General features: G+C 45.2%; 23 protein-coding genes and 1 riboswitch. Of the genes, 7 read left to right on the plus strand and 16 right to left on the minus strand.

Features of this window, described 5'->3' with window-relative positions:
* Positions 1-40: 40 nt before the first annotated feature.
* Positions 41-409 (minus strand): hypothetical protein, encoded by a 369-nt coding sequence (locus BLS23_RS00955; protein WP_089650642.1) that lies wholly within the window; start codon positions 407-409, stop codon positions 41-43.
* Positions 410-607: 198 nt separating this feature from the next.
* On the opposite strand from BLS23_RS00955, the gene BLS23_RS00960 reads away from it, so the two are divergent.
* The gene (locus tag BLS23_RS00960) at positions 608-2,107 is read left to right on the plus strand and encodes an esterase/lipase family protein (protein WP_208599147.1); all 1,500 of its coding nucleotides are present in this window, start codon (positions 608-610) and stop codon (positions 2,105-2,107) included.
* 87 nt (positions 2,108-2,194) lie between these two features.
* On the opposite strand, the gene BLS23_RS00965 is transcribed toward BLS23_RS00960, so the two are convergent.
* Positions 2,195-2,413 (minus strand): hypothetical protein, encoded by a 219-nt coding sequence (locus BLS23_RS00965; RefSeq protein ID WP_089650643.1) that lies wholly within the window; start codon positions 2,411-2,413, stop codon positions 2,195-2,197.
* 296 nt (positions 2,414-2,709) lie between these two features.
* Here BLS23_RS00965 and BLS23_RS00970 point away from each other — a divergent pair, with 296 nt between their 5' ends.
* Positions 2,710-3,414 (plus strand): SgrR family transcriptional regulator, encoded by a 705-nt coding sequence (locus BLS23_RS00970; protein WP_089650644.1) that lies wholly within the window; start codon positions 2,710-2,712, stop codon positions 3,412-3,414.
* A gap of 71 nt (positions 3,415-3,485) precedes the next feature.
* Here BLS23_RS00970 and BLS23_RS00975 read toward each other — a convergent pair whose 3' ends face one another.
* The 5 genes from BLS23_RS00975 to BLS23_RS00995 form a co-directional block, all read right to left on the minus strand.
* Positions 3,486-4,937, minus strand: coding sequence for a glycoside hydrolase family 32 protein (locus BLS23_RS00975; protein ID WP_089650791.1), 1,452 nt, complete (start codon positions 4,935-4,937; stop codon positions 3,486-3,488).
* Positions 4,938-4,940: 3 nt separating this feature from the next.
* Complete coding sequence (locus BLS23_RS00980) at positions 4,941-5,897, minus strand: aminoimidazole riboside kinase (RefSeq protein WP_089650645.1); 957 nt, start codon at positions 5,895-5,897, stop codon at positions 4,941-4,943.
* A gap of 101 nt (positions 5,898-5,998) precedes the next feature.
* Positions 5,999-7,372, minus strand: coding sequence for a sucrose-specific PTS transporter subunit IIBC (locus tag BLS23_RS00985; RefSeq protein WP_089650646.1), 1,374 nt, complete (start codon positions 7,370-7,372; stop codon positions 5,999-6,001).
* A 205-nt stretch (positions 7,373-7,577) separates the two neighbouring features.
* Positions 7,578-8,408 (minus strand): PRD domain-containing protein, encoded by an 831-nt coding sequence (locus BLS23_RS00990; protein WP_089650647.1) that lies wholly within the window; start codon positions 8,406-8,408, stop codon positions 7,578-7,580.
* Positions 8,409-8,504: 96 nt separating this feature from the next.
* Positions 8,505-9,239, minus strand: coding sequence for a hypothetical protein (locus BLS23_RS00995; protein WP_089650648.1), 735 nt, complete (start codon positions 9,237-9,239; stop codon positions 8,505-8,507).
* 385 nt (positions 9,240-9,624) lie between these two features.
* Between BLS23_RS00995 and ahpC the strand changes: the two genes are divergently transcribed.
* Both ahpC and ahpF read left to right on the plus strand, forming a co-directional pair.
* Positions 9,625-10,188, plus strand: coding sequence for an alkyl hydroperoxide reductase subunit C (ahpC, locus tag BLS23_RS01000; RefSeq protein ID WP_089650649.1), 564 nt, complete (start codon positions 9,625-9,627; stop codon positions 10,186-10,188).
* A gap of 14 nt (positions 10,189-10,202) precedes the next feature.
* Positions 10,203-11,738 (plus strand): alkyl hydroperoxide reductase subunit F, encoded by a 1,536-nt coding sequence (ahpF, locus tag BLS23_RS01005; protein ID WP_089650650.1) that lies wholly within the window; start codon positions 10,203-10,205, stop codon positions 11,736-11,738.
* A gap of 167 nt (positions 11,739-11,905) precedes the next feature.
* Here ahpF and BLS23_RS01010 read toward each other — a convergent pair whose 3' ends face one another.
* The 7 genes from BLS23_RS01010 to BLS23_RS01040 all read right to left on the minus strand — a co-directional run bounded on the left by BLS23_RS01010 (position 11,906) and on the right by BLS23_RS01040 (position 19,052).
* Positions 11,906-12,892: an aldo/keto reductase gene (locus BLS23_RS01010; RefSeq protein ID WP_089650651.1), complete on the minus strand. Its 987-nt coding sequence runs from the start codon at positions 12,890-12,892 to the stop codon at positions 11,906-11,908.
* 90 nt (positions 12,893-12,982) lie between these two features.
* Positions 12,983-14,104 (minus strand): 5-methyltetrahydropteroyltriglutamate--homocysteine S-methyltransferase, encoded by a 1,122-nt coding sequence (locus BLS23_RS01015; protein WP_089650652.1) that lies wholly within the window; start codon positions 14,102-14,104, stop codon positions 12,983-12,985.
* Between the two features lie 96 nt (positions 14,105-14,200).
* A riboswitch (SAM riboswitch) is annotated at positions 14,201-14,303 on the minus strand.
* Positions 14,304-14,406: 103 nt separating this feature from the next.
* The gene (locus BLS23_RS01020) at positions 14,407-15,027 is read right to left on the minus strand and encodes a TetR/AcrR family transcriptional regulator (protein ID WP_089650653.1); all 621 of its coding nucleotides are present in this window, start codon (positions 15,025-15,027) and stop codon (positions 14,407-14,409) included.
* The gene (locus tag BLS23_RS01025) at positions 14,981-16,243 is read right to left on the minus strand and encodes an MFS transporter (RefSeq protein WP_089650654.1); all 1,263 of its coding nucleotides are present in this window, start codon (positions 16,241-16,243) and stop codon (positions 14,981-14,983) included. Before BLS23_RS01025 ends, BLS23_RS01020 begins: the two co-directional genes overlap by 47 nt.
* 197 nt (positions 16,244-16,440) lie before the next feature.
* Positions 16,441-16,647: a hypothetical protein gene (locus BLS23_RS01030; RefSeq protein ID WP_244157017.1), complete on the minus strand. Its 207-nt coding sequence runs from the start codon at positions 16,645-16,647 to the stop codon at positions 16,441-16,443.
* Between the two features lie 200 nt (positions 16,648-16,847).
* A complete protein-coding gene (locus tag BLS23_RS01035; protein WP_089650656.1) occupies positions 16,848-17,252 on the minus strand; it encodes a VOC family protein in 405 nt (134 codons plus the stop codon).
* A gap of 288 nt (positions 17,253-17,540) precedes the next feature.
* Positions 17,541-19,052, minus strand: coding sequence for a malate:quinone oxidoreductase (locus BLS23_RS01040; protein ID WP_089650657.1), 1,512 nt, complete (start codon positions 19,050-19,052; stop codon positions 17,541-17,543).
* Between the two features lie 446 nt (positions 19,053-19,498).
* Between BLS23_RS01040 and BLS23_RS01045 the strand changes: the two genes are divergently transcribed.
* Together BLS23_RS01045 and BLS23_RS01050 are read left to right on the plus strand one after the other, a co-directional pair.
* The gene (locus tag BLS23_RS01045; RefSeq protein ID WP_089650658.1) at positions 19,499-20,572 is read left to right on the plus strand and encodes a serine hydrolase; all 1,074 of its coding nucleotides are present in this window, start codon (positions 19,499-19,501) and stop codon (positions 20,570-20,572) included.
* A 46-nt stretch (positions 20,573-20,618) separates the two neighbouring features.
* A complete protein-coding gene (locus tag BLS23_RS01050) occupies positions 20,619-21,149 on the plus strand; it encodes a hypothetical protein (RefSeq protein ID WP_089650659.1) in 531 nt (176 codons plus the stop codon).
* A gap of 41 nt (positions 21,150-21,190) precedes the next feature.
* Here the strand turns inward: BLS23_RS01050 and BLS23_RS01055 are convergent, their stop codons facing one another.
* Together BLS23_RS01055 and BLS23_RS01060 are read right to left on the minus strand one after the other, a co-directional pair.
* Positions 21,191-21,880 carry an LrgB family protein gene (locus tag BLS23_RS01055; RefSeq protein WP_089650660.1) on the minus strand — a complete coding sequence of 230 codons (690 nt, stop codon included), beginning with the start codon at positions 21,878-21,880 and terminating at the stop codon, positions 21,191-21,193.
* Positions 21,873-22,244, minus strand: coding sequence for a CidA/LrgA family protein (locus tag BLS23_RS01060; RefSeq protein WP_089650661.1), 372 nt, complete (start codon positions 22,242-22,244; stop codon positions 21,873-21,875). Before BLS23_RS01060 ends, BLS23_RS01055 begins: the two co-directional genes overlap by 8 nt.
* Positions 22,245-22,560: 316 nt before the next feature.
* Between BLS23_RS01060 and BLS23_RS01065 the strand changes: the two genes are divergently transcribed.
* Positions 22,561-23,634 carry a hypothetical protein gene (locus tag BLS23_RS01065; protein ID WP_089650662.1) on the plus strand — a complete coding sequence of 358 codons (1,074 nt, stop codon included), beginning with the start codon at positions 22,561-22,563 and terminating at the stop codon, positions 23,632-23,634.
* The last annotated feature ends 43 nt before the right edge of the window (positions 23,635-23,677 follow it).

Below are 23,677 nucleotides of genomic sequence, written 5' to 3' on the forward strand. Positions count from 1 at the left end.
TTAGCGGAGGCGTCCTTTTTTAAGTTCTTATTTTTGGATTCTAAAACTTAAACCCGATCACAACTAAATCGACGGCATCCACGCCCGAACCATTTTCTGCTTCCGCTTTTATCCCAAGGCCCAGCCCCGGCACATTATAGGTACGGTTGAACCTTTCTCCCGGATAAACCGTAATCTGATCGAGGGTTAAAAAACTGACCTGATTGACTTTCATAAGTAACTTGAACGTGACGGCTCCTTCTGAGACCACCCGGTTTCCTCCAGCCACCCGAATCGTATAAAAAGGGCTGACATCGATGCCCGCCGGATATTCTTCCGTCAAATCGACCGTTTGTCCTTCCTCGATGACCTGCCCGCCTGGTTCTGTGACGAAAAGAAGACGATTACCTGAAGTGATTCTGTGGGACATCCTCATTCCTCCCCCATTTACTCATAATTTATCCTATGTGAGCCCCCCTGGATACGGAAGGTCTTAGAAACATATTTCAACAAAAGTTCCTATTTTCCAAATGGAGGAAATGAATTTCCTATAGAGAATGGTATAGAAGGGGACACACCAGGGACAACCTTCACGAATCCCGAAAACTTTATTATAAGGAGACAGGGAATGATTAATTTCAAAAAGTGGTTCGTCGTTTTTACTGCCTTTTTTCTCACCGTACCATCTGTCAGTTTGGCCGGGTCGATCAAGGATGGTTCCTCGGGTAACCCCGGCGAATGGTATGTCGGAACAACCCCTTCCTCAATTGCTGCCAACTCCCACCCCATCCTTTTTGTACATGGATTGAACAGCTCCTCTGACACTTGGTATGAAAATAATAATATGTATGCCACAGCCTATCAAAACGGATACGAAACAGCTTTCATTGATCTAAATGCTGGAAAAAGCATGTGGGATAACGGAGCTCTTTTAGCTCAAAAAGTACAGGAGGTCTACAACTACTTCGGTGAAAAAGTTGTCGTCGTCGCTCATAGTAAAGGCGGTGTGGATACCCAGTCCGCCCTCGTTCATTACGGAGCAGATCCGTATATCGAACGTGTGATCACCTTATCCTCACCCCACCGCGGCTCAGAGCTTGCAGACCTCGCATACAGCAGCTGGGCGGGATGGCTTACCGGCATCATAGGAAGTAAAAATGATGGCACATACTCGCTCCAAACCGGCTACATGGACTATTACCGCTCGGTAACAGACAGCCACGCTAATGTGTACAACACCCCTATTTACACATTGGGAGGAACGAAATGGGGAAATTTTGGAAGCGCTTTATACTGGGGCGGTCTTTATTTGAGTGCCTATGGAAGCAATGACGGCGCCGTAACCGTCCAAAGCTCGCGCCTTCCTTACGCTGCTGAAATCAGTGTAGGTAGGTGGAACCATACGACAATCAAAGAAGGTTCCTCTACTTTCAACCTGTTCAAAAATTACTTAAATGAAGAAACGTTCTATTCAGCTTCTGCCGCAAGCTTCGAGACAGCTGCTGTGACGGAAAGTGCTGAGACACCAGCAGGCCATTACATCACAGGCGGGGAATATGCCGGGACACATAAGGAAAGTGTAGCGGTTGAAAAGGGCGTGGATTCCGTAACCTTTGACTGGATCAGTGACAAAAAAGATACCTCCTTGGCACTCGCATCACCGAGTAAAAAAACATATGCCGACTTTAAGGTGACGGCGGACGATACTGAATTTTTCAAAGGAGCCTACCACCACACCCTCACCATTGAAAAACCGGAAGCAGGGAAATGGACGCTCGAAACGAAAGCCGAACAAAAAGAACGCTACCTCCTGAACACGACTTTCGAAAGCCCAGTCGATGCCATGCTTAGTGGAGAAGTGAAAGGAAATCAAATGAAGGTGAAAGGAAACAAAAAACTGAACGTAAAAACCGATATGACTGTTGAGTACTATGATAAAAACGGAAAGTTAAAAGAGAAGAAATTGAAGGCGAAGAAGAATGGGAATGACTTTAAGATCCCAAGCCTTGGTGAAGGCGTCTACAACATGACCATCGACGTGAAAGGAACCTATGAAGGTACCCCTCTCGAACGAACTCTCATCCAAACCGTTTACATCGATGACAAAGGCAAACTCTACGCACCATAAACAAAAAGACGGTCCCTTTGAAAAGGACCGTCTTTTCCCATATATTGGTGTACCACGTCATACATTATATGGAAATCATACAACCACCTAATCACTTTCATGAAGCACTTTTCTTTTTTCACGGTCATCTCCTGATCCCACCGAGATGGGAATGGCTCTCCAATTTAAAGGAATGCGCTTCTTTTTAGTTAGAATGATTTCGAAACTGAAATGCCGTCCATTCTTTATTGCGGTGATTTGCAAACACCCATTCATCGATAATAGCCTTACAACGACCTTCTGTATAAATAAAATGAATTTAACCATATTTTTACCCCTTACGTTCGTACTAATATTAATGTCCTTAAGATACTGAAACCACCATTTCCAAACCTGTTATAAATTCCGCCAAAGCCAGCTCAATGATTTTAGCTTAAACAGAGCTAAGCAGGTTCACTTGATAAACAGGTTGATAAAAATGGAAGACTCTATGCACGTCCGTATTCCCACAGTAAAGTGTTATACTGTTTTTAACTTCTAATTCAATCATAGCAGGAATAGAGAGAGATAAAGAGGCAAAGGTCATGCAGGTAAAATTCCGCTTTTGAGGAGATGAGAAGACCGTGAAGCTTGAGGAAACTTATATTCGTTTGCGTACACATTTTCATAACGTAGGAGAAGAAGAGCAAGTGGACGTCACCATGCAGCAGCTGGCGGATGATCTCTTTTACACACTAAGGAATTTAAGAATCATCATAAAAAAGATGGAAGAGGTGGGGTGGCTGACCTGGATTCCTGGACGCGGGCGCGGGAATCGTTCGTCCATCATCTTTCATCTGACAAAAGAAGAAGCGCAGCTTCAATTCTTCAAGAGTATGATTTTCGACGGCCGGGAAAATGAAGCGTTCATTCGTGTGGAAACAGAAGCCCCCTCAATCATGCTAGAGCTGACAGACTGGTACTACCATTCGAAATTTATTGTCTATTACGATCCGGCCATACAAAGACAGTTTATTAATATACGCGAACTTATCACCAAAGAAAACGTTGCTATTTACTGCAGCGCCATCAAAGAAAGCTTGGAGCACGCGACGGAAGGGTTTACGATCCTCATTGATATGAACGGTGAAAAAATCAACACCCCTGATGTAGAAGGGGAAATGGAAGAACTCCGCTCCCTCGTCGTCTCTAAAAAACCTTCAGCTATCGCCCTCTACACACATGCTGAATACATGTATCCATACTTGAAACAGCGGATGGACGAAATGGGTCACAACAAAATCTTTCCCACCAAAAAAGAAGCCGAAGCTTACTTAGACGCATTCTAAGCGAGCTCCGGCTTCTTTTATGATTTTATATACCATAATATGGTGTACCAGGTCATACAGATAATGGAAATTTAAAACACTTTCCTCAAATCCCATTTTTTAAGGTTGAAGGTTGTTTTGTCTGATGCGGTGAACCGAAGGCTTTCGTCGTTAGGTGCTGGGTAGAAGCGGGCGGTGAAGACGTGTGCGCCACCGTTGACAAACACTTCTACAGACGAAGTATCGATAAAGATGTGCATATCCTTTAACTCCGCAACTTCTGTCTGACGCTTCTCAACGACCCCGTCCACGTAACTTTCACGTTCCAATGTAAAGATTCTCTGCCCACTGGAATAAACGAGACGTGCAGCTCCGCCAATCTCAAGCGCGAACCAACCTTCAGAAACATCGATATGCTCCAGCTTCAGCTCTTCTGCTTCACCTTTGACCCCGTCCACTTCAAGTGTCTCGTGATCAAGCTCCACTTCTCGTTCCACCACATCACCTTCGCGTAAACCTTCAAGCTCCGCTACTGGTGTTTGATAGACTCTTCCGTCTACAAGCTTTAGTTCGCGCGGCAACGTCATGTTGTGCAGCCACTGATGCTTCACAGTCGGATGATCCTGTTCATCCTGATCCGGCACACTCATCCAACCGAACAAAATCCGGCGGCCTTGCTCATCTTCCGTCGTCTGTGGTGCATAAAAGTCAAAGCCGTGATCCAGCTCATAAAAGTCACCATGCTCATAGGATCCATTCTGAGAATCAAACGCCCCAACAACATAGCCCGCCTGATAGACGTTTTGATACTTCATTCCTTCAGCCTCAAGCCCTTGGGGTGAAAATACAAGCACATCCTCGCCGCCCAGATCAAACAGATCAGGGCATTCGAACATATAACCGAACTCACTTAGCCGGCCTTCTCCCCCGCCAGCTAAGACGCCGACATGGTTCCACTCATATAAATTCTCACTTCGAAGCAGTGCGACTGCTCCTTTCAAGTCTTCCGTCTGAGCACCGACCACCATAAAGTAAGAACCATCCTGCTCCCACACTTTCGGATCACGGAAATGAGCCGTGTATCCTTCCGGCAGATGTACGACCGGCCCCTTTTTATCAAAATGAATGCCGTCATCTGAAACAGCAAGACATTGATACGACTCGCGATTGCCTTCCTCATCCTTCACGTTCCCTGTGTAAAAAGCATATAGTTCGCCATTATGTTCAATCGCAGAACCTGAATAGCAGCCATTTTTCTCAAACCACTCAGAGGGAGTAAGAGCAATATCTTCATGCGTCCAGTTGACGAGATCCTCGGACGAATAATGGCCCCAGAACTTCGCCCCATGCCCCGTTTTGAACGGCATCCATTGGTAAAACAAATGATAGGTCCCGTTCCACTGAATCCAGCCGTTCGGGTCATTCAAAAGGCCAACGGGCGGCATGATGTGATAGTGCAGCCGATAAGGATCTGCCTCTACAAGATCTTGGTATTTTCCAACTTCTTTAAACGCGGCCTGGCGCAACTCCTGATCTTTACTCATCAATTACTCGCCTGCCCCTTCAAGGTGTTTGACTACTTCATCTCGTGTCGGCAGTGCTGTCATGGCACCCTTCGTCGATGCAGCCAAAGCCCCGGATACACTTGCGAATTTCGCCATCTTCACCGCTTCCGAAAGCGTAATGGCAGTGATATCGCCTTCGTACTCATTCAAGGAGTACAACATGCCGGAAACAAACGCATCGCCTGCACCTGTCGTATCGACTGCTTTTACTTTCATCGCTGGCACATGCTGGATTCCCTCAGACGTGCACACATAGTTACCTTCTCCGCCCATCGTAATCAGGGTCAAAGGAATATCATAAGCTGCGAGTTTCTCAAGCCCACGCTCAATGTCCGCTTCGCCTGTGATGAACTCCAACTCTTCCTCCGATATTTTCAAAAGGTCTGCTTCTGAAAGCATCGACTGAATCGTTTCCCGTGCCTGTTCTTCGGAATCCCAAAGCATGAGACGTAAGTTCGGGTCATACGAGACGATCATCCCTTTTTCCTTCGCCAAAGCAACCGCATGGTGCGTCGCCTTTTTGACTGTCTCACCAATCATTGAAATCGAACCGAAATGAAGCACTTTATGGGTATCAAAATCTGACACGTCAATCTCTCCTGCTTCAAGGAACTGATCGGCACTCGGGTGGATGTAAAAGTCAAAGCTTCGTTCCCCGTCCTCGGCATTTGTTACAAAAACAACACCCGTCCTCACGTCCGGTGTGAGGAACATGCTGTGGGTCTGTACCCCGTAATCGGTGAGCGTTTTTTTCATAAAACGCCCGAGCACGTCATCGCCGACTTTTCCTAAAAATGTAGACTTGGCCCCAAGTCTTGCCACACCGACAGAAACGTTCGCCGGCGCCCCGCCTGGGCTCTTTTGATAGTTCGTATTGTCTTGATCTAACGGAATAAAATCAATCAATGCTTCCCCGAGCGAAATGACACCTTTTTTCATTGTTCATCCTCCTCTAAAATCATAGCTATCTTTATTATCTTCCATTAACCTATACAAAACAAATCCCTACCAGCCGAAAGACTAGTAAGGATTCGTCACTATTATTTCGTATCTTCATTCCATCCGAGTAGAAGCGTCGCAAGGATGGAACCACCAATCGCGATCAAGCAGCCGATTCCGTAGTTAATCGGATCCTGGGCAATTGCGAACATCGGTAAACCGGTCAGACCGATTCCGTTCGCCATCACTTTTGTGAACACAACATACGCGCCACCTAGTCCACCACCAATCGCTGCTCCGATGAACGGACGACGGTATTTCAAGTTGACACCGAAAATCGCAGGTTCCGTAATTCCAAGGAAAGCAGAGATTCCTGCTGGAAGAGCGATTTCTTTCGTTTTCTTGTTTTTCGTCTTGAAGAAGACCGCAATCGTCGCTCCACCTTGAGCAACGTTCGCCATCGCCCAAATTGGAAGCAAGTAGTTACCACCGACGTTCAACAGTTCCGCTTCAATGGCGTGGAAACTGTGATGAACACCTGTCAGGACAATCGTGGAGTACAATCCACCGAAAATCAGACCGGCAATCGGGCCAGCCGTGTCATACACAACACCAAGCACGGAAGTCAATCCATTACCGAGCGTACGGCCAAGTGGTCCAACGACAAGCAAGGCAACAAACCCTGTGAAAATAACCGTCAAGAACGGCGTGAGCAATAAATCGATCGCATTCGGAACAACTTTACGGAAGGCTTGTTCCATTTTCGCCATCACATAAACCGTCAATAGAACAGGGATAACTGTTCCCTGATATCCAAGCATTTCGACACCAAACCCTAAGAAATCAAGAGTTTCCGGCTGTGCATCAGAAAGTCCCCATGGGTTCAAAAGATTCGGGTGGGTCATAATTCCACCGATAACGGCACCTAAATATGTGTTCCCTCCGAATTCCTTCGCGGCACTAAAACCAATCAAGATCGGTAGAATGATGAAGGAGGCAGATGAGAACATATCAAGCATGACGAACATTCCGCTCTCTGGATCGACCCAGTTGTACGTGTTCATCAGGCCTAGGAGACCCATCAGCATACCTGCAGCAACTATCGCTGGAATGATCGGCACGAAAATGTTCGATAGCGTCCGGGCAAAACGCGCCAGTGGGTTCATTTTACTTTTCGCCGCATCCTTGTGAGAAACGGATTTGTCATTTTCTTCTTCTTCCACTGAAGCTCCGACCATTGGGCCGAAATGGGTGAAAACTTTGTTGACAGTTCCTGTTCCGAAGATAATCTGAAACTGACCGGAACTTGAGAATGCTCCTTTAACGCCATCGAGTTCTTCAATAGCTGCTTTATCGACTTGACTCTCATCATCAATGACGAGACGTAAACGTGTGGCACAGTGAGTGGCACTGACAACATTATCCTTGCCGCCGAGCAATGGAACCAATTGTTCAGCTACTTCTTTATGATTCATGATGTTTCCTCCTTGTTATTTTTTGGGAAATAAAAAAGACCTAAAACGCGCACAGTATGGATAGGTCATTCGCATACACGAGTCACCTAGCCAACTCTACACATTTTAGGTCTTGCCTGCTTTACCAGTAACAATCCTGCAATATTCAACTTTGAACAATTTCATTCTAACCAATGAAAACGCTATCGTCAATCCCTTAATAAAATTAATTTACGTTTAACAGACGCTGGATATGCAAAGCGATGTAGGCGACTTCAGAATCTGGAAAATCTACGCCGTATTCTTCCTTCAAATAGCGGGCTACTTTCTCTGACGTCTCATAAGCTTCCTTATATTTCGTTTGAATCAGCTCCAGCATATCTTCATCAATCGGTTCGAAGTTGCTGCCTTCTTCCACACGATTCAATGCAAAGCGGAGATGGGTAATCAAGCGTTGGTAGTTGATGCTCGTTTCTTCAATGGTAAGCCCAACAATCGCTTCGACCTGCTCAACAAAATCACGCAAAATGGTCGCCGTCTGCAACGATTCGCTCATCGACGGCGTGTCCATTTTAGCGGTATGAACGTGAAGCGCGATGTGAGCGACCTCATCCATCGGGACCTCGACACCAAGCTCACGTTTGATTTCTTCTTTTGCCCACATCCCTACTTCGAATTCCTTTTTATATAGAAACTTGATTTCATTCGTCAACTTGTTTTGAATCGGGAACCCTTGCTCCAGGCGTTCCAATGCAAAAGATAAGTGGTCAGTGAGCGCAATATGAATATGATCGTTTAACGGCGCTTCCAAATACCCTTCCGCATGACTAATGATTCGTTCTGCAACTTCTATATGCTTTTCCGGTAAAGTGGATAAAAGCTGTTGGAATTTTTCTGAGGACTGATCACGTAAGAGGAATATCTTTTCGATTTTATGTTTCGGCACAATATCGTTCCGCTTCTTTTGAAAAGCGATGCCTTTCCCCATAACAATCTTCTCCTGGGGGCCATCATAGACAACGACTGCATTATTGTTCAGGATTCTAAAAATGCGCATAGTAAGCTCCTCCGCTCGAATGGTTACTCCTTCAATATTACCACGAAGAGAGTCTTCTATGACAATGGTATGGGCGGTTAGAGCAAAGAGGAAACATTAAGAGAGGGAGGAAGGAGTGGTCTTTTCCAAAATCATACGTTCGATTTGCAGGGCAATGGAGAGAACATGCACAAATCCCTCGAGCACAGGGGATGCTTCCATATGCTTTTCATAATGGTACATGAGCGGACGGGCCAGTTCTTTACTCACTTCTGGATCAAAATAATAGAAACCGGTCACCGGAAAATAGAGAGCATTACCCATTGGAATGAGTGTCCCCACGGCTATGCTGCCTTTTTCAGGCTCCTTCACCCTTCTATCAATCATGACCACCTCTACCGTTTCTTCTGTCTCCATGTCCACAGCAACGAAGGCGTTTGCTCCGAACTTGTGGCCAATATAGTAGAATTTCGGTGAGGCTTTCTCCCATTCTTCAAGCCATGCTTTCATCAAAGGGGTTTGCTTGAGATCTTGCTTATATTCCATACAAAAATCCTCCACAAAGCTTACGTTCTCAATTTCAGAAACATCATATAGGACGCGCCACCAAAACAAATTCAACTCAAGCGCGAGGCGTTTGTCTTCCGGGGGATCGTGATCCTCCACGAACTCCATCAACAGCGGCCGATACACTTCCCCGACTCTTTGTACAATAAAAGAAACGAAGTCATTGTAAGTCTCAGGCAAGAACGTGTCCATGACTTCCTCCGACAGTGGTTGGCCATGACGAAAAGGGGTTGTCTGTTCGGAAGGCTGCGCAAAAGCCACTATGTTCTTCTTATTATCAGTCATTCTCATCCTCCTCTTTTTGAGTGCTTATGTACTATTCGACACCATCCGCCATTCCCCTTTACTTCCCTCACAACCTTTACAAAACCCGAACAAAAGAAACTGAACCTTTCCATGAATTTATTTCCTCAATATGATTCTATAATAAATGAAAATCGGGAAGGCTAATTACTAAACCCTTTCCCTATTTCTTGTTACACTAGAAAACGTGAGAAATTTTTGTATAATCATTCTCATTCAGTCAGCTGAGAATTAATTTTCGACAGATTTTTGTCATTGTTGACAAAAAGTCGATTTTATATAATAATAGCTACTGAATTAGAATTATTATAAAAAGCTGCAACATTCCGGCAGCTAATCAAACATACTTTACAGGAGGAATTCTACTATGGCTCTAATCGGTAAAGAAGTACAACCATTCCAGGCGAAAGCATTCAAAAACGGTGACTTCGTTGACGTATCAGAACAAAACTTCAAAGGACAGTGGAGCGTTGTTTGCTTCTACCCAGCAGACTTCTCTTTCGTTTGCCCGACAGAACTTGAAGATCTACAAAACAACTACGACGCACTGAAAGAACTAGGTGCTGAAGTTTACTCTGTTTCTACAGATACTCACTTCGTACACAAAGGCTGGCACGATGCTTCTGAAAAAATCAACAAAATCACTTACGCAATGATCGGTGACCCATCTCAGCAGATCTCCCGTCAATTTGACGTACTGAACGAAGAAGATGGACTAGCTGAGCGCGGTACATTCATCATCGATCCAGACGGCGTTATCCAAACAGTAGAAATCAACGCTGGCGGAATCGGCCGTGACGCAAGCAGCCTTATCGGAAAAATCAAAGCTGCTCAATACGTACGCAACAATCCTGGTGAAGTTTGCCCAGCAAAATGGGAAGAAGGCGAAGATACACTAACACCAAGCCTTGACCTAGTCGGCAAAATTTAAGGAGTGGAATATAAATGGTTCTCGATGCACAAATAAAAGCACAATTAGAAGAGTATCTAAAGCTTTTAGAAGGTGACATCGAACTGAAAGTCAGCACGGGAGACGATAAAGTCTCCCGTGACATGCTGGCTCTCACGGATGAGCTTGCATCCATGTCACCGAAAATCACAGTACAAAACACAGAAATGAAACGCACACCAAGCTTCAGCGTGAACCGCCCGCAAGAAGAAACAGGTGTTACGTTTGCCGGTGTTCCGCTTGGTCATGAATTCACGTCCTTGGTTCTTGCTTTGCTGCAAGTGAGTGGTAGAGCTCCGAAAATCGACGATACGATGATCGACCAAATCAAAAACATCTCCGGAGAGTTTCATTTTGAAACGTTTGTCAGCTTAAGCTGCCACAACTGCCCGGATGTTGTTCAGGCCCTGAATATCATGAGCGTGCTGAACCCGAATATTACGCACACGATGATCGACGGTGCGGCGTTTAAAGAAGAAGCGGAAGAGAAAAACATCATGGCCGTTCCTTCTGTACACCTGAACGGAGAATTCTTCAGTGGTGGACGTACGACGCTTGAAGAAATCGTAGCGAAAATCAGTGAAGGTCCATCTCCAGAGGAATTCACAAACCGTGAGCCTTACGAAGTTCTTGTCATCGGTGGTGGTCCTGCAGGCGCAAGTGCAGCCATCTACTCTGCACGTAAAGGCATCCGTACCGGCATCGTCGCTGAACGTTTCGGCGGGCAAGTCCTTGATACGATGACGATCGAAAACTTCATCAGTGTGAAGAGCACAGAAGGACCGAAGTTCGCCGCAAGCTTAGAAGAACACGTCAAAGATTATGAGATCGATATCATGAACCTTCAACGTGCGAAAAGCTTGCAGAAGAACGATGACAACATGTTCGAACTTGAACTCGAAAACGGCGGAGTGCTGAAAAGTAAAACCGTCATCATCTCCACAGGTGCACGCTGGCGTCAACTCGGCGTACCTGGTGAGGACGAGTATAAGAACAAAGGTGTTGCTTACTGCCCACACTGTGACGGACCATTGTTTGAAGGCAAAGACGTAGCCGTTATCGGCGGCGGAAACTCTGGTGTCGAAGCAGCGATTGACCTTGCCGGTATCGTACAAAACGTAACTGTGCTTGAATTCGCAGACACACTGAAAGCAGACGAAGTCTTACAAGAACGCTTGAACAGCCTTCCAAATGCTGAAGTGAAAACAAATGCTCAAACTAAAGAAATCACCGGCGATGACAATGTGAACGGAATCACATACATCGACCGTGAATCAGGGGAAGAGCAGCACATCGACCTTGAAGGTGTCTTCGTCCAAATTGGACTTGTACCTAATACCGAATGGATGGATGAATCTGTTGAAATGAACCGCATCGGTGAAATCATCACAGACAAACACGGCGCAACAAACGTGCCAGGATTGTTTGCTGCGGGTGACGTAACTGACACCCCACACAACCAAATCATCATCTCTATGGGTGATGGTGCGAACGCGGCGCTAGGTGCGTTTGATTACTTGATTCGTAACTAATGACCTTTATACCAAAGAAGAGCGGCAATGGTCGCTCTTCTTTTTTATTGTCAACATGAGCTAGACGGAAGTTACTCATATAAGAAGGTGTCATGAGGAGTAAAAAGAGGTACATGAAAAGATCAAAAAAAAGAGGAAACCACTCACGGCTTCCTCCTTTTTACTGATTAAATTGGCAGAGGAGCAAGCGGCGAAATAAACCCTCTCTCCACAAGTTCATCCCAAAATGCTTTCGGAATCTCCCTCTGAATCATCTCCAAATCTTCCTTAATACGATCCGGACGAGTCGAGCCGGGAATGACCGACTTTACGGCTGGATGGGCCGTTGAAAATTGGAGTGCAGCTGCTTTTAACGGCACATCGTACTTGTCGCCAATTTCCTTCAATTGATTTACTCTTCCAATGATATCCGCGCCGGCTTTTTCATAGTTGTAGTGATCTCCACCAAACAAGACACCAGAGTTATAAGGACTGCCGACAACGATGTCTACATCCTTCTCTTCTGCCATCGTCATCATGCGCTGTAACGCGCGGTCATGCTGGAGGAGCGTATATTGCGTTGCGGATAAGCAGACATCCGGCCTTGTTTCCTCAAGCTCCATCGCAAGTTCAATCGGTTCTGTCGTGTTAACGCCAAGGCCCCACGAACGGATGACTCCTTCTTCCCGAAGACGTGACAATACACGGAAAGCTCCGGTTCTCGCTTCTTCAAATTTAGCCACCCATTCATCTCCGTGGAAATCAGGAGAAACGTCATGCACGAAGACCATGTCTAAACGATCGGTTTGCAGTCGTTCAAGGCTCTGCTCGATCGACCGTTTCGTTGCGTCTTCCGTGTAATCGGTAATGACTTTATTGTTCCGGCCATGTTCAAAAAGCCCTGCGTTCTCTTCTGTCTCATCCGTCATATAACGACCGACTTTTGTGCTTAATACATAGTCATCACGGTTATACTTCGATAACACGTCACCGACACGCATCTCCGCTAAACCGGCTCCATAAAAAGGTGCAGTGTCAAAATAGCGGACGCCCTCATCCCAGGCGGTTTGTATCGTTTCACGGGCTTCTTCTTCCGGGACATCCCTGAACATATTTCCTAAAGGGGCTGTGCCAAGTCCTACTTTATGTTTCAATGCATCCTGCAGTGATTTCATGTGTTCATTCCTCCTTTTAAAAAGAACCTATAGTTGTATAACCAACTATAAGAAAAATGAAACATTCCTTCCAAGGAGATTAAGTCTACATCAGCCCTCCTGCCACACTTCTTCTGCAATCCTGACAACATGGTCGATTTTCTTCCACTGCTGTTCTTCTGTGATTTCATTACCTTCTTCTGTTGATGCAAATCCACATTGAGGACTCAAACACAGCTGGCTCAAAGGTACATAATCTGAAGCTTCAAGAATACGAGCCTTCACGCGCTCTGGATCCTCCAACTCTCCATACTTTGATGTAATTAAACCAAGAACGATGGATAAGTCTTGGCGGTTCATATGACGAAGGGGCTCAAATCCGCCGGAGCGCTCATCGTCAAACTCAAGGAACAAACCATCAACATCCAAGCCACCAAAAATTGTTTCCGATACCGCTTCATAGCTTCCGCTCGTCATAAAGGTCGAACGGAAATTGCCTCGACAAATATGCATGGTAATAAGCAGATCATCCGGTCTGTTGGCAATCGACTCATTGATGGCACGTGCACACAGCTCGGCCACTTCCTCAGGGTTTTGGCCTTTCTTTTTCATTGAAGCACGTCCTTCTTCTGAGAAAAACGTCGCCCATGACGTATCATCAAACTGTAGGTAGCGGCAGCCTTCCTCATAAATTTTGTTTATGAATCCTCGATAAGCCACCACTAAATCATTGACGAGTTCTTCATCGTCATCATAAATGCCTTCCGACCGATCCGCACGAAATAAGAGCATGTTCGGACTCGGGATTGTCAATTTGGCAACAGCATCACCGGCAATGCTTTTTAAAAAACGGAAATGGTTGACCATCTCATGATCACTGAAACCTACCTGTCCTGTAATTTTAATTCCACGGGCTTTCGTTTCCACTCCTTTGAATTTCAGACCTTTTTCAGGTTCATAATCTTCTACCCCATCGAGGCCTTCGAGGAAATCAAAATGCCACCAGCTTCGGCGGAAATCGCCATCCGTGACAGCTTTCAATCCTGCTGCTTTTTGTTTTTCTACTAATTTTACAATCTCTTCATCTTCCACTTGACGCAATTCCTCTTCCGTTATTTCTCCCTCTGCCTGTTGGATACGTGCTGCTTTCAATCGTTCTGGCCGTAGGAAGCTTCCTACATGGTCTCCTTTAAATGGTGTTCTCTTCACATTCTTTTCGGTTGTTATAGACATTTATAACCCTTCTTTCTTTCATAGTTTGTGCGCTCCAATAAGAAAAGCCCCTCTTCTAAATAAGAAGAGGGGCTAAGTAACCGCCGAACGATTCCCTTCTTATCTGCAAGCTGAACGCTTCTGGAATTAGCACAGTACTTTCTATAAGTCTGCTGCTAAGGTATCAACGGGCCAGTCCCTCCACCTTTCTGGATAAGAAACATGATTGAATTGTTAAAGATTACTATACAGGACTTCGATTGAAATTGACAACCGATTCTGAACATTTTTCTCTTGTTTTCCTTAAATAAAAATCCCCCTCTTCAAGAGGAGGATTCAATCAACGCCATTTTCAAATAATCCACGAACAGAGCCGACTGCTCCTTCAACTTTACCTTCTCTTCGGGCAAAATGGCATGATCGAGTGCCAGCCCGTCAATGAAAGTGATGATCGACCGCGCAATAATTTGGCTTTCATAGCGATCACTGAACTCACCGGATTTTTGCCCTTTTGTGATGAGTCCATCGTAAATCTGCAGACCCATTTCATAACGTTTTTCCCCGTACGCACGTCTTCGTTCATTGTTACGTCCGGTGATAAAGAACTCAAGCTTGCTTGGTGCGAGAGGGTCCATCTCTGTATTCGGACTGCCATCTTCCCCGAACAAAAGCTGCATAAGCAGGTCCCAATAGGACTCTACTTTTTCAAGAGAATCTTCTGTCGTTTCAGCTTCATCCGTCAGCCCTTCTTCAAGCAAGGCTTCAAATAGGTCTTCTTTATTTGAAAAATATTGATAGAGACCGCCGCGGCTGACGCCAGCCGACTCCATGACATGCTTCATCGTCGTGTGCTCGTATCCATGTTCGATGAATACGTTCCTTGCAGATTCCATGATGTCAGCTCGTCGTTGCTTCAGGTGTTCCTTGCTCACTCGTGGAGACATGTGCTTTCCCTCCCTCTACTTTTCGCTTCGTTACAAATCCTACGATGGATACGCAGACAAGGAGACTTGCTGCAATGGTAAACGTCGGAATGACGCCAATCATCGTCGCGATCCATCCTCCGACAAGAGGCCCAATGATGGTCGCAGTCGTCATGACACTATTGATAACCCCAAACACGCGCCCGGTCATATGAACAGGCGTGTTCACCTGGACAGTCGCCTGGAACGGAACAAAAATCAGACTTGCAGAGAAACCCGCGGTGAATCCGAGTCCCGGTCCCCAAAGGATAGAATAATTGAGGTCATAAAAGGTAAGCATCCCCATAATCCCAAAACTCGCTCCGATTCCACAAACCCCAAGGAGCATGAGCGGATAAGCTTTATAATCCGTTTTCTTCGCTAACAAAAATCCTGCTAAGAACATGCCGAGACCAGACCCCGTCACTAGATAACCGAACAAATCGGGGGACACCTGCGTCAGCTCACGAATTAAGACAATCAGCTGAGAATCGGCCGATTGAAGAATCAACAGGCTGAGCCCGACAAGAATCAAACCCGTCATCATAAAGCGGTTCGATTTAAGAAAAGAAAATCCGAGCGCGAACTCTTTCTTGAACGACGCTTTCTCTTTTTCTTCTTCGGTCGTTTCCAGAGGAAGCGCATTTGGAACAAACAAGAGGATGACCGCAGACACGAGAAACGTGGCCGAGTCGATGATAAAAACTTGCTGGGCGCCGAAAACCGTAACAAGCAATCCACTGACGAGCGGGCCGAGAATTTTCGTTGACGAGTCAATCATCGAAGTGATCGACATCGCCCCTTTCATATCCTCCTCCGGCACCACTTCCTTCAATTTCCCGTTTTTCGCAGGAATGAAGACTGCGGAGAAGATTCCGATCGTAAGTAGCGTTGCATAAACCATCCAAAGCGATGTCGCGACCGTCAAAATCAGTATTAAAGCCGCCCTAACGACATCAGATACGATCATAAGCGTTTTACGGCTGAAGCGGTCAGCCACCATTCCAGCAACCGGTCCAAACAAAGCCATCGGCACAGCCAAACATAAAAAGACGAACGACACTTCAAGCGGTGATGCATCCCATTTCAATCCGACAAGCGTGATAATCGCAACAATGCTGAGCCAGTCGCCAATGCTCGAAATGGCTTGCGCGGACATCAAGGTCATATACCCTTTGTTTTTCCATAAACGTTCCATAGGTTGGGCCCCTCTCAATTAAACGACACCGATGTCGTTTTGTTAGTTATATTATATCGACACTGGTGTCGTTTTGCAACCGTTGTTTTAAAAAGAGTAAAATCGCCCATAAAAGCATGAAGGCAAAGTTTTTACATCCATGCTTTTACGTCCCTATATTCACTACTACTTATCCAAGGGCCATGCAGCAATCAAACTTAGAACGACCTCTCATCCATGTCGCTGTCTAAGTCTCTCTCTCTTTCATCTTTGACTATTTGTTTATGTATTTCACTGATGAGAAATAACCCCCTAAATAAGCAACCAACAACAATACCAAAAGTGATGATTCCTCCTATCAAAGGACCGGTCATCATAATCAACCAACCTAATAACATGCAGGCAAGAATAATAAAGAACAACATGCACATCCCTCCTTACAGCTTTTCATTATTTCAAACCATGCCAATCTAAAACAAGCATTCCCATTTAAAAGATTCTTCAGTACAGCGTTTTCAGCTCCCACAACAGCTTTAATTGGTAGACCTCGGAAGAATAAAAGAAAGAGAAAAGCATAGTGTTTCTATGCATTTCTCTTTCTTTTGATCTGACTAACCTTTTCATTTCAAATCCCTTTCGTATTCATCAAAACGACTCTCCAACCATCTGGATCTTCAATGGTTATCCCTTTTTCCTTCCAATATGGATTTTCAGATTCCACTTTCTTGTATCCCATATCATGGAGTCTTTCAGTTACATCCAGCACCTCACCCCGATTTTCTATATAAAAAACCAGCAAATTATCCTTAGAAGGTGCAGGGCAAGGGCTGCCAGATTCATGCCTGGTGAACTCGAGTTGGTAGGATAGACCAGGTAATCCATAAACCACACCCTCATATCCTCTGTGTCCTGCAAAGTCTGTCATTCTCTCTAAACCAAGTCCTGCCTCATAAAATTCAATGACTTTTTCTAATTGGTCGGTAGGTCTCGCTACCCTTATTTGTGATGCTTCAAAGCTTGGAAACTTCATTCTTCTTCTCCTCCCGCTTACCGAGAGCAATTCTCTAACTGAAACTAGCCATGATTGAATGCCCTCTTTTTAACCAATAGTAATAGATTCCGAGGGAAAACCCATTAGCGGAAAGAATGAAAAATATATACAACTTTGGTCGGAGTAAGAAAATGGACAATAACTTCTCGATAGGGGACGTTTAAGCAACATTAGAGGACATTGCACACGAGTTACGAAACATTAACCTATAAGACAATAAAAAAAGTGCCCTCCCACCTGTGTGGGGAAAGGCACTTTTCGCTGCATTTAAATATTCACAGGACTCTCTTCCTGCTCCTCCGTCAGCCCAAGCGTCTCTTCTGTAGTCGCATGAATTTCGCGGATCAACTCTGGATTTTCAACTAATTTTTTCCCGTAAGAAGGAATCATCTCTTTGATTTTCGGTTCCCATTCCTTCAACTGCTCTGGGAAGCATCTTCCCATCAGGTCAAGCATGACAGAAACCGCTGTCGATGCGCCTGGTGAAGCACCAAGCAAGGCAGCGATGGAGCCATCGGCGGAACTGACGACTTCAGTTCCGAATTGAAGCGTTCCTTTGCCCCCACCCTCGGTATCCTTAATGACCTGTACGCGTTGACCTGCGGTGACGAGATCCCAGTCCTCTGCTTTGGCCGCAGGGATGAATTCACGCAGTTCTTCCAGACGTTTTTCCTTCGATTGAATGACCTGCTCGATCAGGTATTTCGTCAAGGAAGCGTTCTTCACACCTGCCGCTACCATTGTAGCCAAGTTATCTCTTTGGACGGAGGTGATCAAATCAAGCAGCGATCCGGTTTTCAAAAACTTTGGCGAGAACCCTGCAAATGGTCCGAAAAGCAAGCTTTCTTTGCCGTCAATGAAACGTGTATCCAGGTGTGGCACAGACATCGGTGGTGCACCGACTTTCGCTTTGCCATACACTTTCGCGCGGTGTTCGGCGATCACTTCCGGGTTGTTGCATACCATGAACAGACCGCTGACTGGGAATCCACCAATCTGCTTCGATTCAGGAATTCCCGTTTTTTGAAGCAAGTGTAGACTTCCCCCTCCTCCGCCGATGAAGACGAAGTCGGACTTATGGTATTCCATTTTATCGTTTTGAAGGTCCCGTACTTTCACTTCCCACGATCCGTCTTCTGCACGCTTGATATCCTCAACACTGTGCTTGTAGTTGATTTCAAGGTCTTCTTTTTCCAAGTGCTCGAACATCTTCCGCGTCAATGAACCGAAGTTCACGTCCGTCCCCGCATCGATCTTCGTTGCCGCGATCGGTTCTGTGATCGTTCGGTTCTTCATGATTAGCGGAATCCATTCTTCCAGTTTATCTGGATCATCAGAAAATTCCATGTCCTTGAACAACGGGTTCGCAACCATGGTATTAAAGCGCTTTCTCAGGAAATCAACATTTCTCTCTCCCTGAACGAAACTCATATGGGGTAATGGCATTATAAAGTCATTCGGGTTACTGATCCGATTGTTTTTCACGAGATAAGACCAAAATTGCTTGGAGACTTGAAACTGTTCATTTACTTTAATGGCTTTTGTCATATCAATCGTACCGTCAGGCTTTTCATTCGTGTAATTCAGCTCACAAAGGGCTGCATGGCCTGTGCCTGCATTGTTCCATACGTTCGAACTTTCTTCCCCTGCACTACCAAGCCTTTCAAACACGCGAATGTTCCAGTCCGGCACCAATTCTTTAAGCAAAGATCCCAATGTCGCACTCATGATCCCTGCACCAATTAAAATCACATCTGTCTTCGAGTATTTTTTGCTCATTCCCTTTCATTCTCCCTATTATCAGTTATTTTTATCTATGTTCAGTGTATCACTATTATCGAAAAATTAAAATATTTGGAAGCCCTTCCGAATACGGATTCCGTAGGGTATTTTCCCATCAAGGAAAGAAAAACATCGCACCATCAGCTTATTCAAAGAAGGGCCGTGGTGTTCAGCACATACGGCTTCAAGTCCATTTTCATAGAGAGCAGTGCAAGGATAGGTCCGGGCTTCCTCAGCCTGTTGGTTACTTACATCTTATATCCAGGGTATGAGTGAATTTTTTAAAGTCCGTCTTGGACGGGTCTTTTTATTTTCACCTCTAAATCAGTCGACAGAATGGTACTCCTCCCAAATGGAAAAATGAAACAAATCTTAAATGCAAACGTAAACATATAAAAGGCTACATGCATGAACTCAATATACTATAGAAGGGAGACTTTCCTTTGACCGACCAATTCATCCCAATAGGGGTAGCGATTGCCTTAACCGCCATTGTATTATGGAAAATATTTTATAACAATTTTGATATGGTCATCAATTATGCCGAGAAAAGAAGAGAAAAAGATGACATCTCACTTATAATCAAACGCAACGATGAACCCACGATTTCAATTAATCCACATACTGTTCTACCTTTAGCAAGTACTATGAAAATCATCATTGCAATTGTATTTGCAAGACAAGTGAGCGATAACATAATTGATGAAAATGCATGGATTCCCAAAGAGGAGCTTTTGAAGTTCTATATGGAAGGGACAGATGGCGGTGCTCACAAACAATGGGTTCGTGCCAATTCCGACAAAGACCAGTACACCTTAAAAGAAATCGCGATTGGGATGATTGCCTACAGCTCCAATGCTAACACAGAATTCCTAATGAATTACCTTGGCTTAGAAGCTATCAATCTTTTACCAGCTTCTCTTCATATGAAGAGCCATACACCCATATTCCCAATTGTCTCCTCCTTGTACATCCCTTCCTATATTGAAACCAAGGAGAAGGTTACGGATAAAAATGATCTTCTAAAGAGACTTGAGGGCATGTCTAGAGAGGAATATATTGACTGTTCTTTGGAAATTCATGAGCATTTAGCTGCAAACGAACAGAGAGGATACATGAACGAAGTGAAGCTGGATGTTGAGTTCCAAAAGATATGGTCTGACCGATTACCCGCAGCATCAGCCCAAGACTATTTGACCCTCATGCAGGTCATCAATCGAAGAGGAACATTTGATGATAAGATGCAGCGATGTATTGAAGAAATCCTAGGTTATGCTTTGTACATACATCCAGCAAACAGAAAGTGGATCGAACACGGTGGGATGAAAGGAGGCTCGACTTTATTTGTTTTCACGCATGCTTCCTATACAACGGATAAAGAAGGCAATCAGACAGAGGTCGTGTTCTTGGCCAACAATTTGAACGTCTTAAATTCTAGAAAACTGCAAAGGAACTTTAACTCCTTTTTGCTTCACCTGTTAACCAACAAGGAGTTTAGAAAGAAAATAAGTTCTTGAGTAGTAAAACTTAGATTACGATTTAAAAAAGGCAGGAGGAAAACCATTGGACTTGATCGCCTGGGTGATTGTCGCAAGTGAAATCGGATTTTGGGTTGTCATCATCGCAGGACTAGTGACACGTTATATTTTCAAAAAGAAAAGAGCAGGACTGTTGTTACTCGCTTTAACCCCACTCATTGATTTGATCTTACTTGTAACGACAAGTGTTCACCTATGGAACGGGGCTGAGGCTACAATCGCCCATGCGATTGCTGCCGTCTATATCGGTGTGTCGGTCGCCTTCGGTAAAAGCATGATTAAATGGGCGGATGTTCGTTTCCGATATTACATCACAAAAGAAGGGCCGTGCCCCAATAAGCTTTCCGGCATCCCCCATGCTAAGCACTACTTTAAAAGCTGGCTGCAGCATGTGCTTGCCTATTTAATTGGGGCCATTTTTCTTGTGAGCCTGATTTTTCTCATTGGTGATCCATCTCGCACTGAAGCTCTTTCCAATGCACTGAAGCTCTGGACCCTTGTCCTCGGTGTCGACTTTCTCATTGCAATCAGCCATTTCATCTGGCCAAAAAAATAAAAAAAGTGTCTGCGCTCAGAAGAATAGAGGCAGACACTTTTTCACATGAACAATATCGTTAAACCCGGAGCCAGGATCGACACGAGGACTGCACTCAACACCATCGCGATCGTACTGACAGAACCTTCAAGCGGATCCCGCTCCATCGATGTCGCCGTCCCAATCGCATGTGAAGCACTCCCCATGCCGACCCCTTTTCCGAGTGGATGGGTGAGGCGGGAAAAGCGCATCACCACAGGGTGGATCAGCACTCCACCAATGCCGGCAATCATGACAAAAACAGCTGCAAGCGGCATGACACCGCCGCTTGATTCCGCAATTGACATCGCAACAGGAGTTGTCACTGATTTCGGAACGATCGAGTGGATGATCAACTCACTGAAACCCGCCCACTTGCTAAGCAAAAGTCCAGAGGTCACACCAATAAACGCGCCAACTGAAGTCCCTACCAAAATCGGCAGGAGCATCCTTTTCAGAAGATCACGGTACTGATAAAGCGGGAAAGCAAGCGCAACGACTGCCGGACCAAGCAAATAATCAATCCACTTGCCGCCGAGCATATACGTATCATAAGAAAGACCGAACAGCAGTAAAAGAATGATTATGGTCACGGTCGACAAAATAATCGGGGCCGTATAGATGCGGCGAAACCTGCGATAGATGAACAACGCCCCCTGATAGATAAGAATCGTCAGAATGATTATGAACGAAGCCGGAAGAAGACTACTCATGAGCAGCCTCCCTCCTTCTCGCCATCCACTGAGCGACGAAACCTGAGATCCCCATCACTAAAGCCGTACTCAATAAGCCGATGAGAATCAAAAGCACCCCTTTCCCTTCAAAAACATACGCATAGCTCATGACGCCGACTGTGGCCGGAATGAAAAAGAACGGCAGATGTTTGATCATGAACCCCACGCCCTGTTTGAACCAGTGTTCGGGGACTATCTTTAATGATAAGAGTGCGAACAGAATTACCAGGCCGATGACGCTGCCTGGGATAAATAGGTTGAATGTATTTTGTATAAGTGTTCCGAGTAAGTAGATGATGTATAAGCCGGTGATCTGCAGAATAATAGTGACTGCTTTTGACACGTGTGATCCTTCTTTCTAGTTGTGAGATGGAAGTTTTCTTCCTTCATTATATAGGAATGTGAAGAGCATACAAAAATCCTGCTCCCTAGTTGTTAAGTGAACAGGAAATGATCTTACCATAAGAGTGATTGTCCCGCGCATCATGTACTGAATCATCTTAACATTAAGTACAAACTTTAAATCATACATAGACACTTCTTTATATTTCTTTTTCATTCTCATGACATGAGCTTTGGATCTTGCACAATATGTTAGTATTTTTCTATATTGTACCTAAACAACCAATCTTTTCTGTTAAAAGGAAGTGTGTAACATCATGAAAAAATTCATACAACTGCTGCTTGCAGCCCTAATAATTGTTCTGCTTGGAGCCTGTGCGGAGCAGACTTCAGAAGAGGCAGAAGAAGCCCCTAAAAAAGAAACTGCACCAGAACAAAAAAAGGACCCGGAGCCTCCTTATCAAGCGTTAGAACCATCTGAAGACGCCGTCCCACTCAAGGAACGCTTGTCCAAAGAAGAACTTAAGAATATGCCGGATGAGGAGCTAGCGCTCGGTGGTGACCCTAAGCGTTCCGTTCCTGTCGGTGAGACACTCAGCAAAGGGATGGAAGATAAGGCGAACGGACCGCTGAAGGATCATAGACTTGTCGCTTATTATGGGACCCCTCAATCAGAAAACATGGGCATTCTCGGCACGATGGAGCCTGAGGAACTTATGAAACAGCTCAAAGAGCAGGCCCAGGCCTACTCGAATGCTGATCCTGCCCGGCCGGCCATTCCAACCATTGAACTGATTACGACCATGGCCCAACGCGCTCCGGGACCTGAGGGTACATACGTGAGTAAGCTCCCGGATGAAAAAATCGAGGAGTATGTAAACCTCGCGGAGAAACACGATGCGCTCGTTCTTCTCGATATCCAGCTTGGTACCGATACGGTGATGAACCAGGTGAAAAGCATTGAGAAATGGCTCAAGCATCCGAACGTTCACCTTGCGATCGACACCGAATTTCAAGTCGATGAAGGCGAAGTACCAGGAGAAGACCTCGGCCAGGTGGATGGAAAAGAGGTTCAAAAAGCCGTTGAATACCTTTCCAAGCTGACAGAGAAAAATAACCTGCCCGATAAGTTTGTTCTTGTCCACCAGTTCACGGAACATGTGCTTACGAATAAAGATGCTATTCAACCCACTGATAACGTGGAAGTGGCGCTTAATTTTGACGGCTGGGGCTCATCGATTGATAAAATGGCGCTGTATAAAAAATATGTGCGCGACAATCCTTCCCAGTACGGAGGTTTTAAAGTTTTCTATGATAAGGATCAGCCGGTGATGACACCGGAAGAAGTTGTGAAACTCGATCCTAGTCCTGCGATAGTGAATTATCAATAAAAAAAGTGCCTGTTCGCTTAATGACGAGCAGGCACTTTTTCTG

This window comes from Halobacillus aidingensis, from assembly GCF_900104185.1.
Lineage (GTDB): Bacteria > Bacillota > Bacilli > Bacillales > Halobacillaceae > Halobacillus > Halobacillus aidingensis.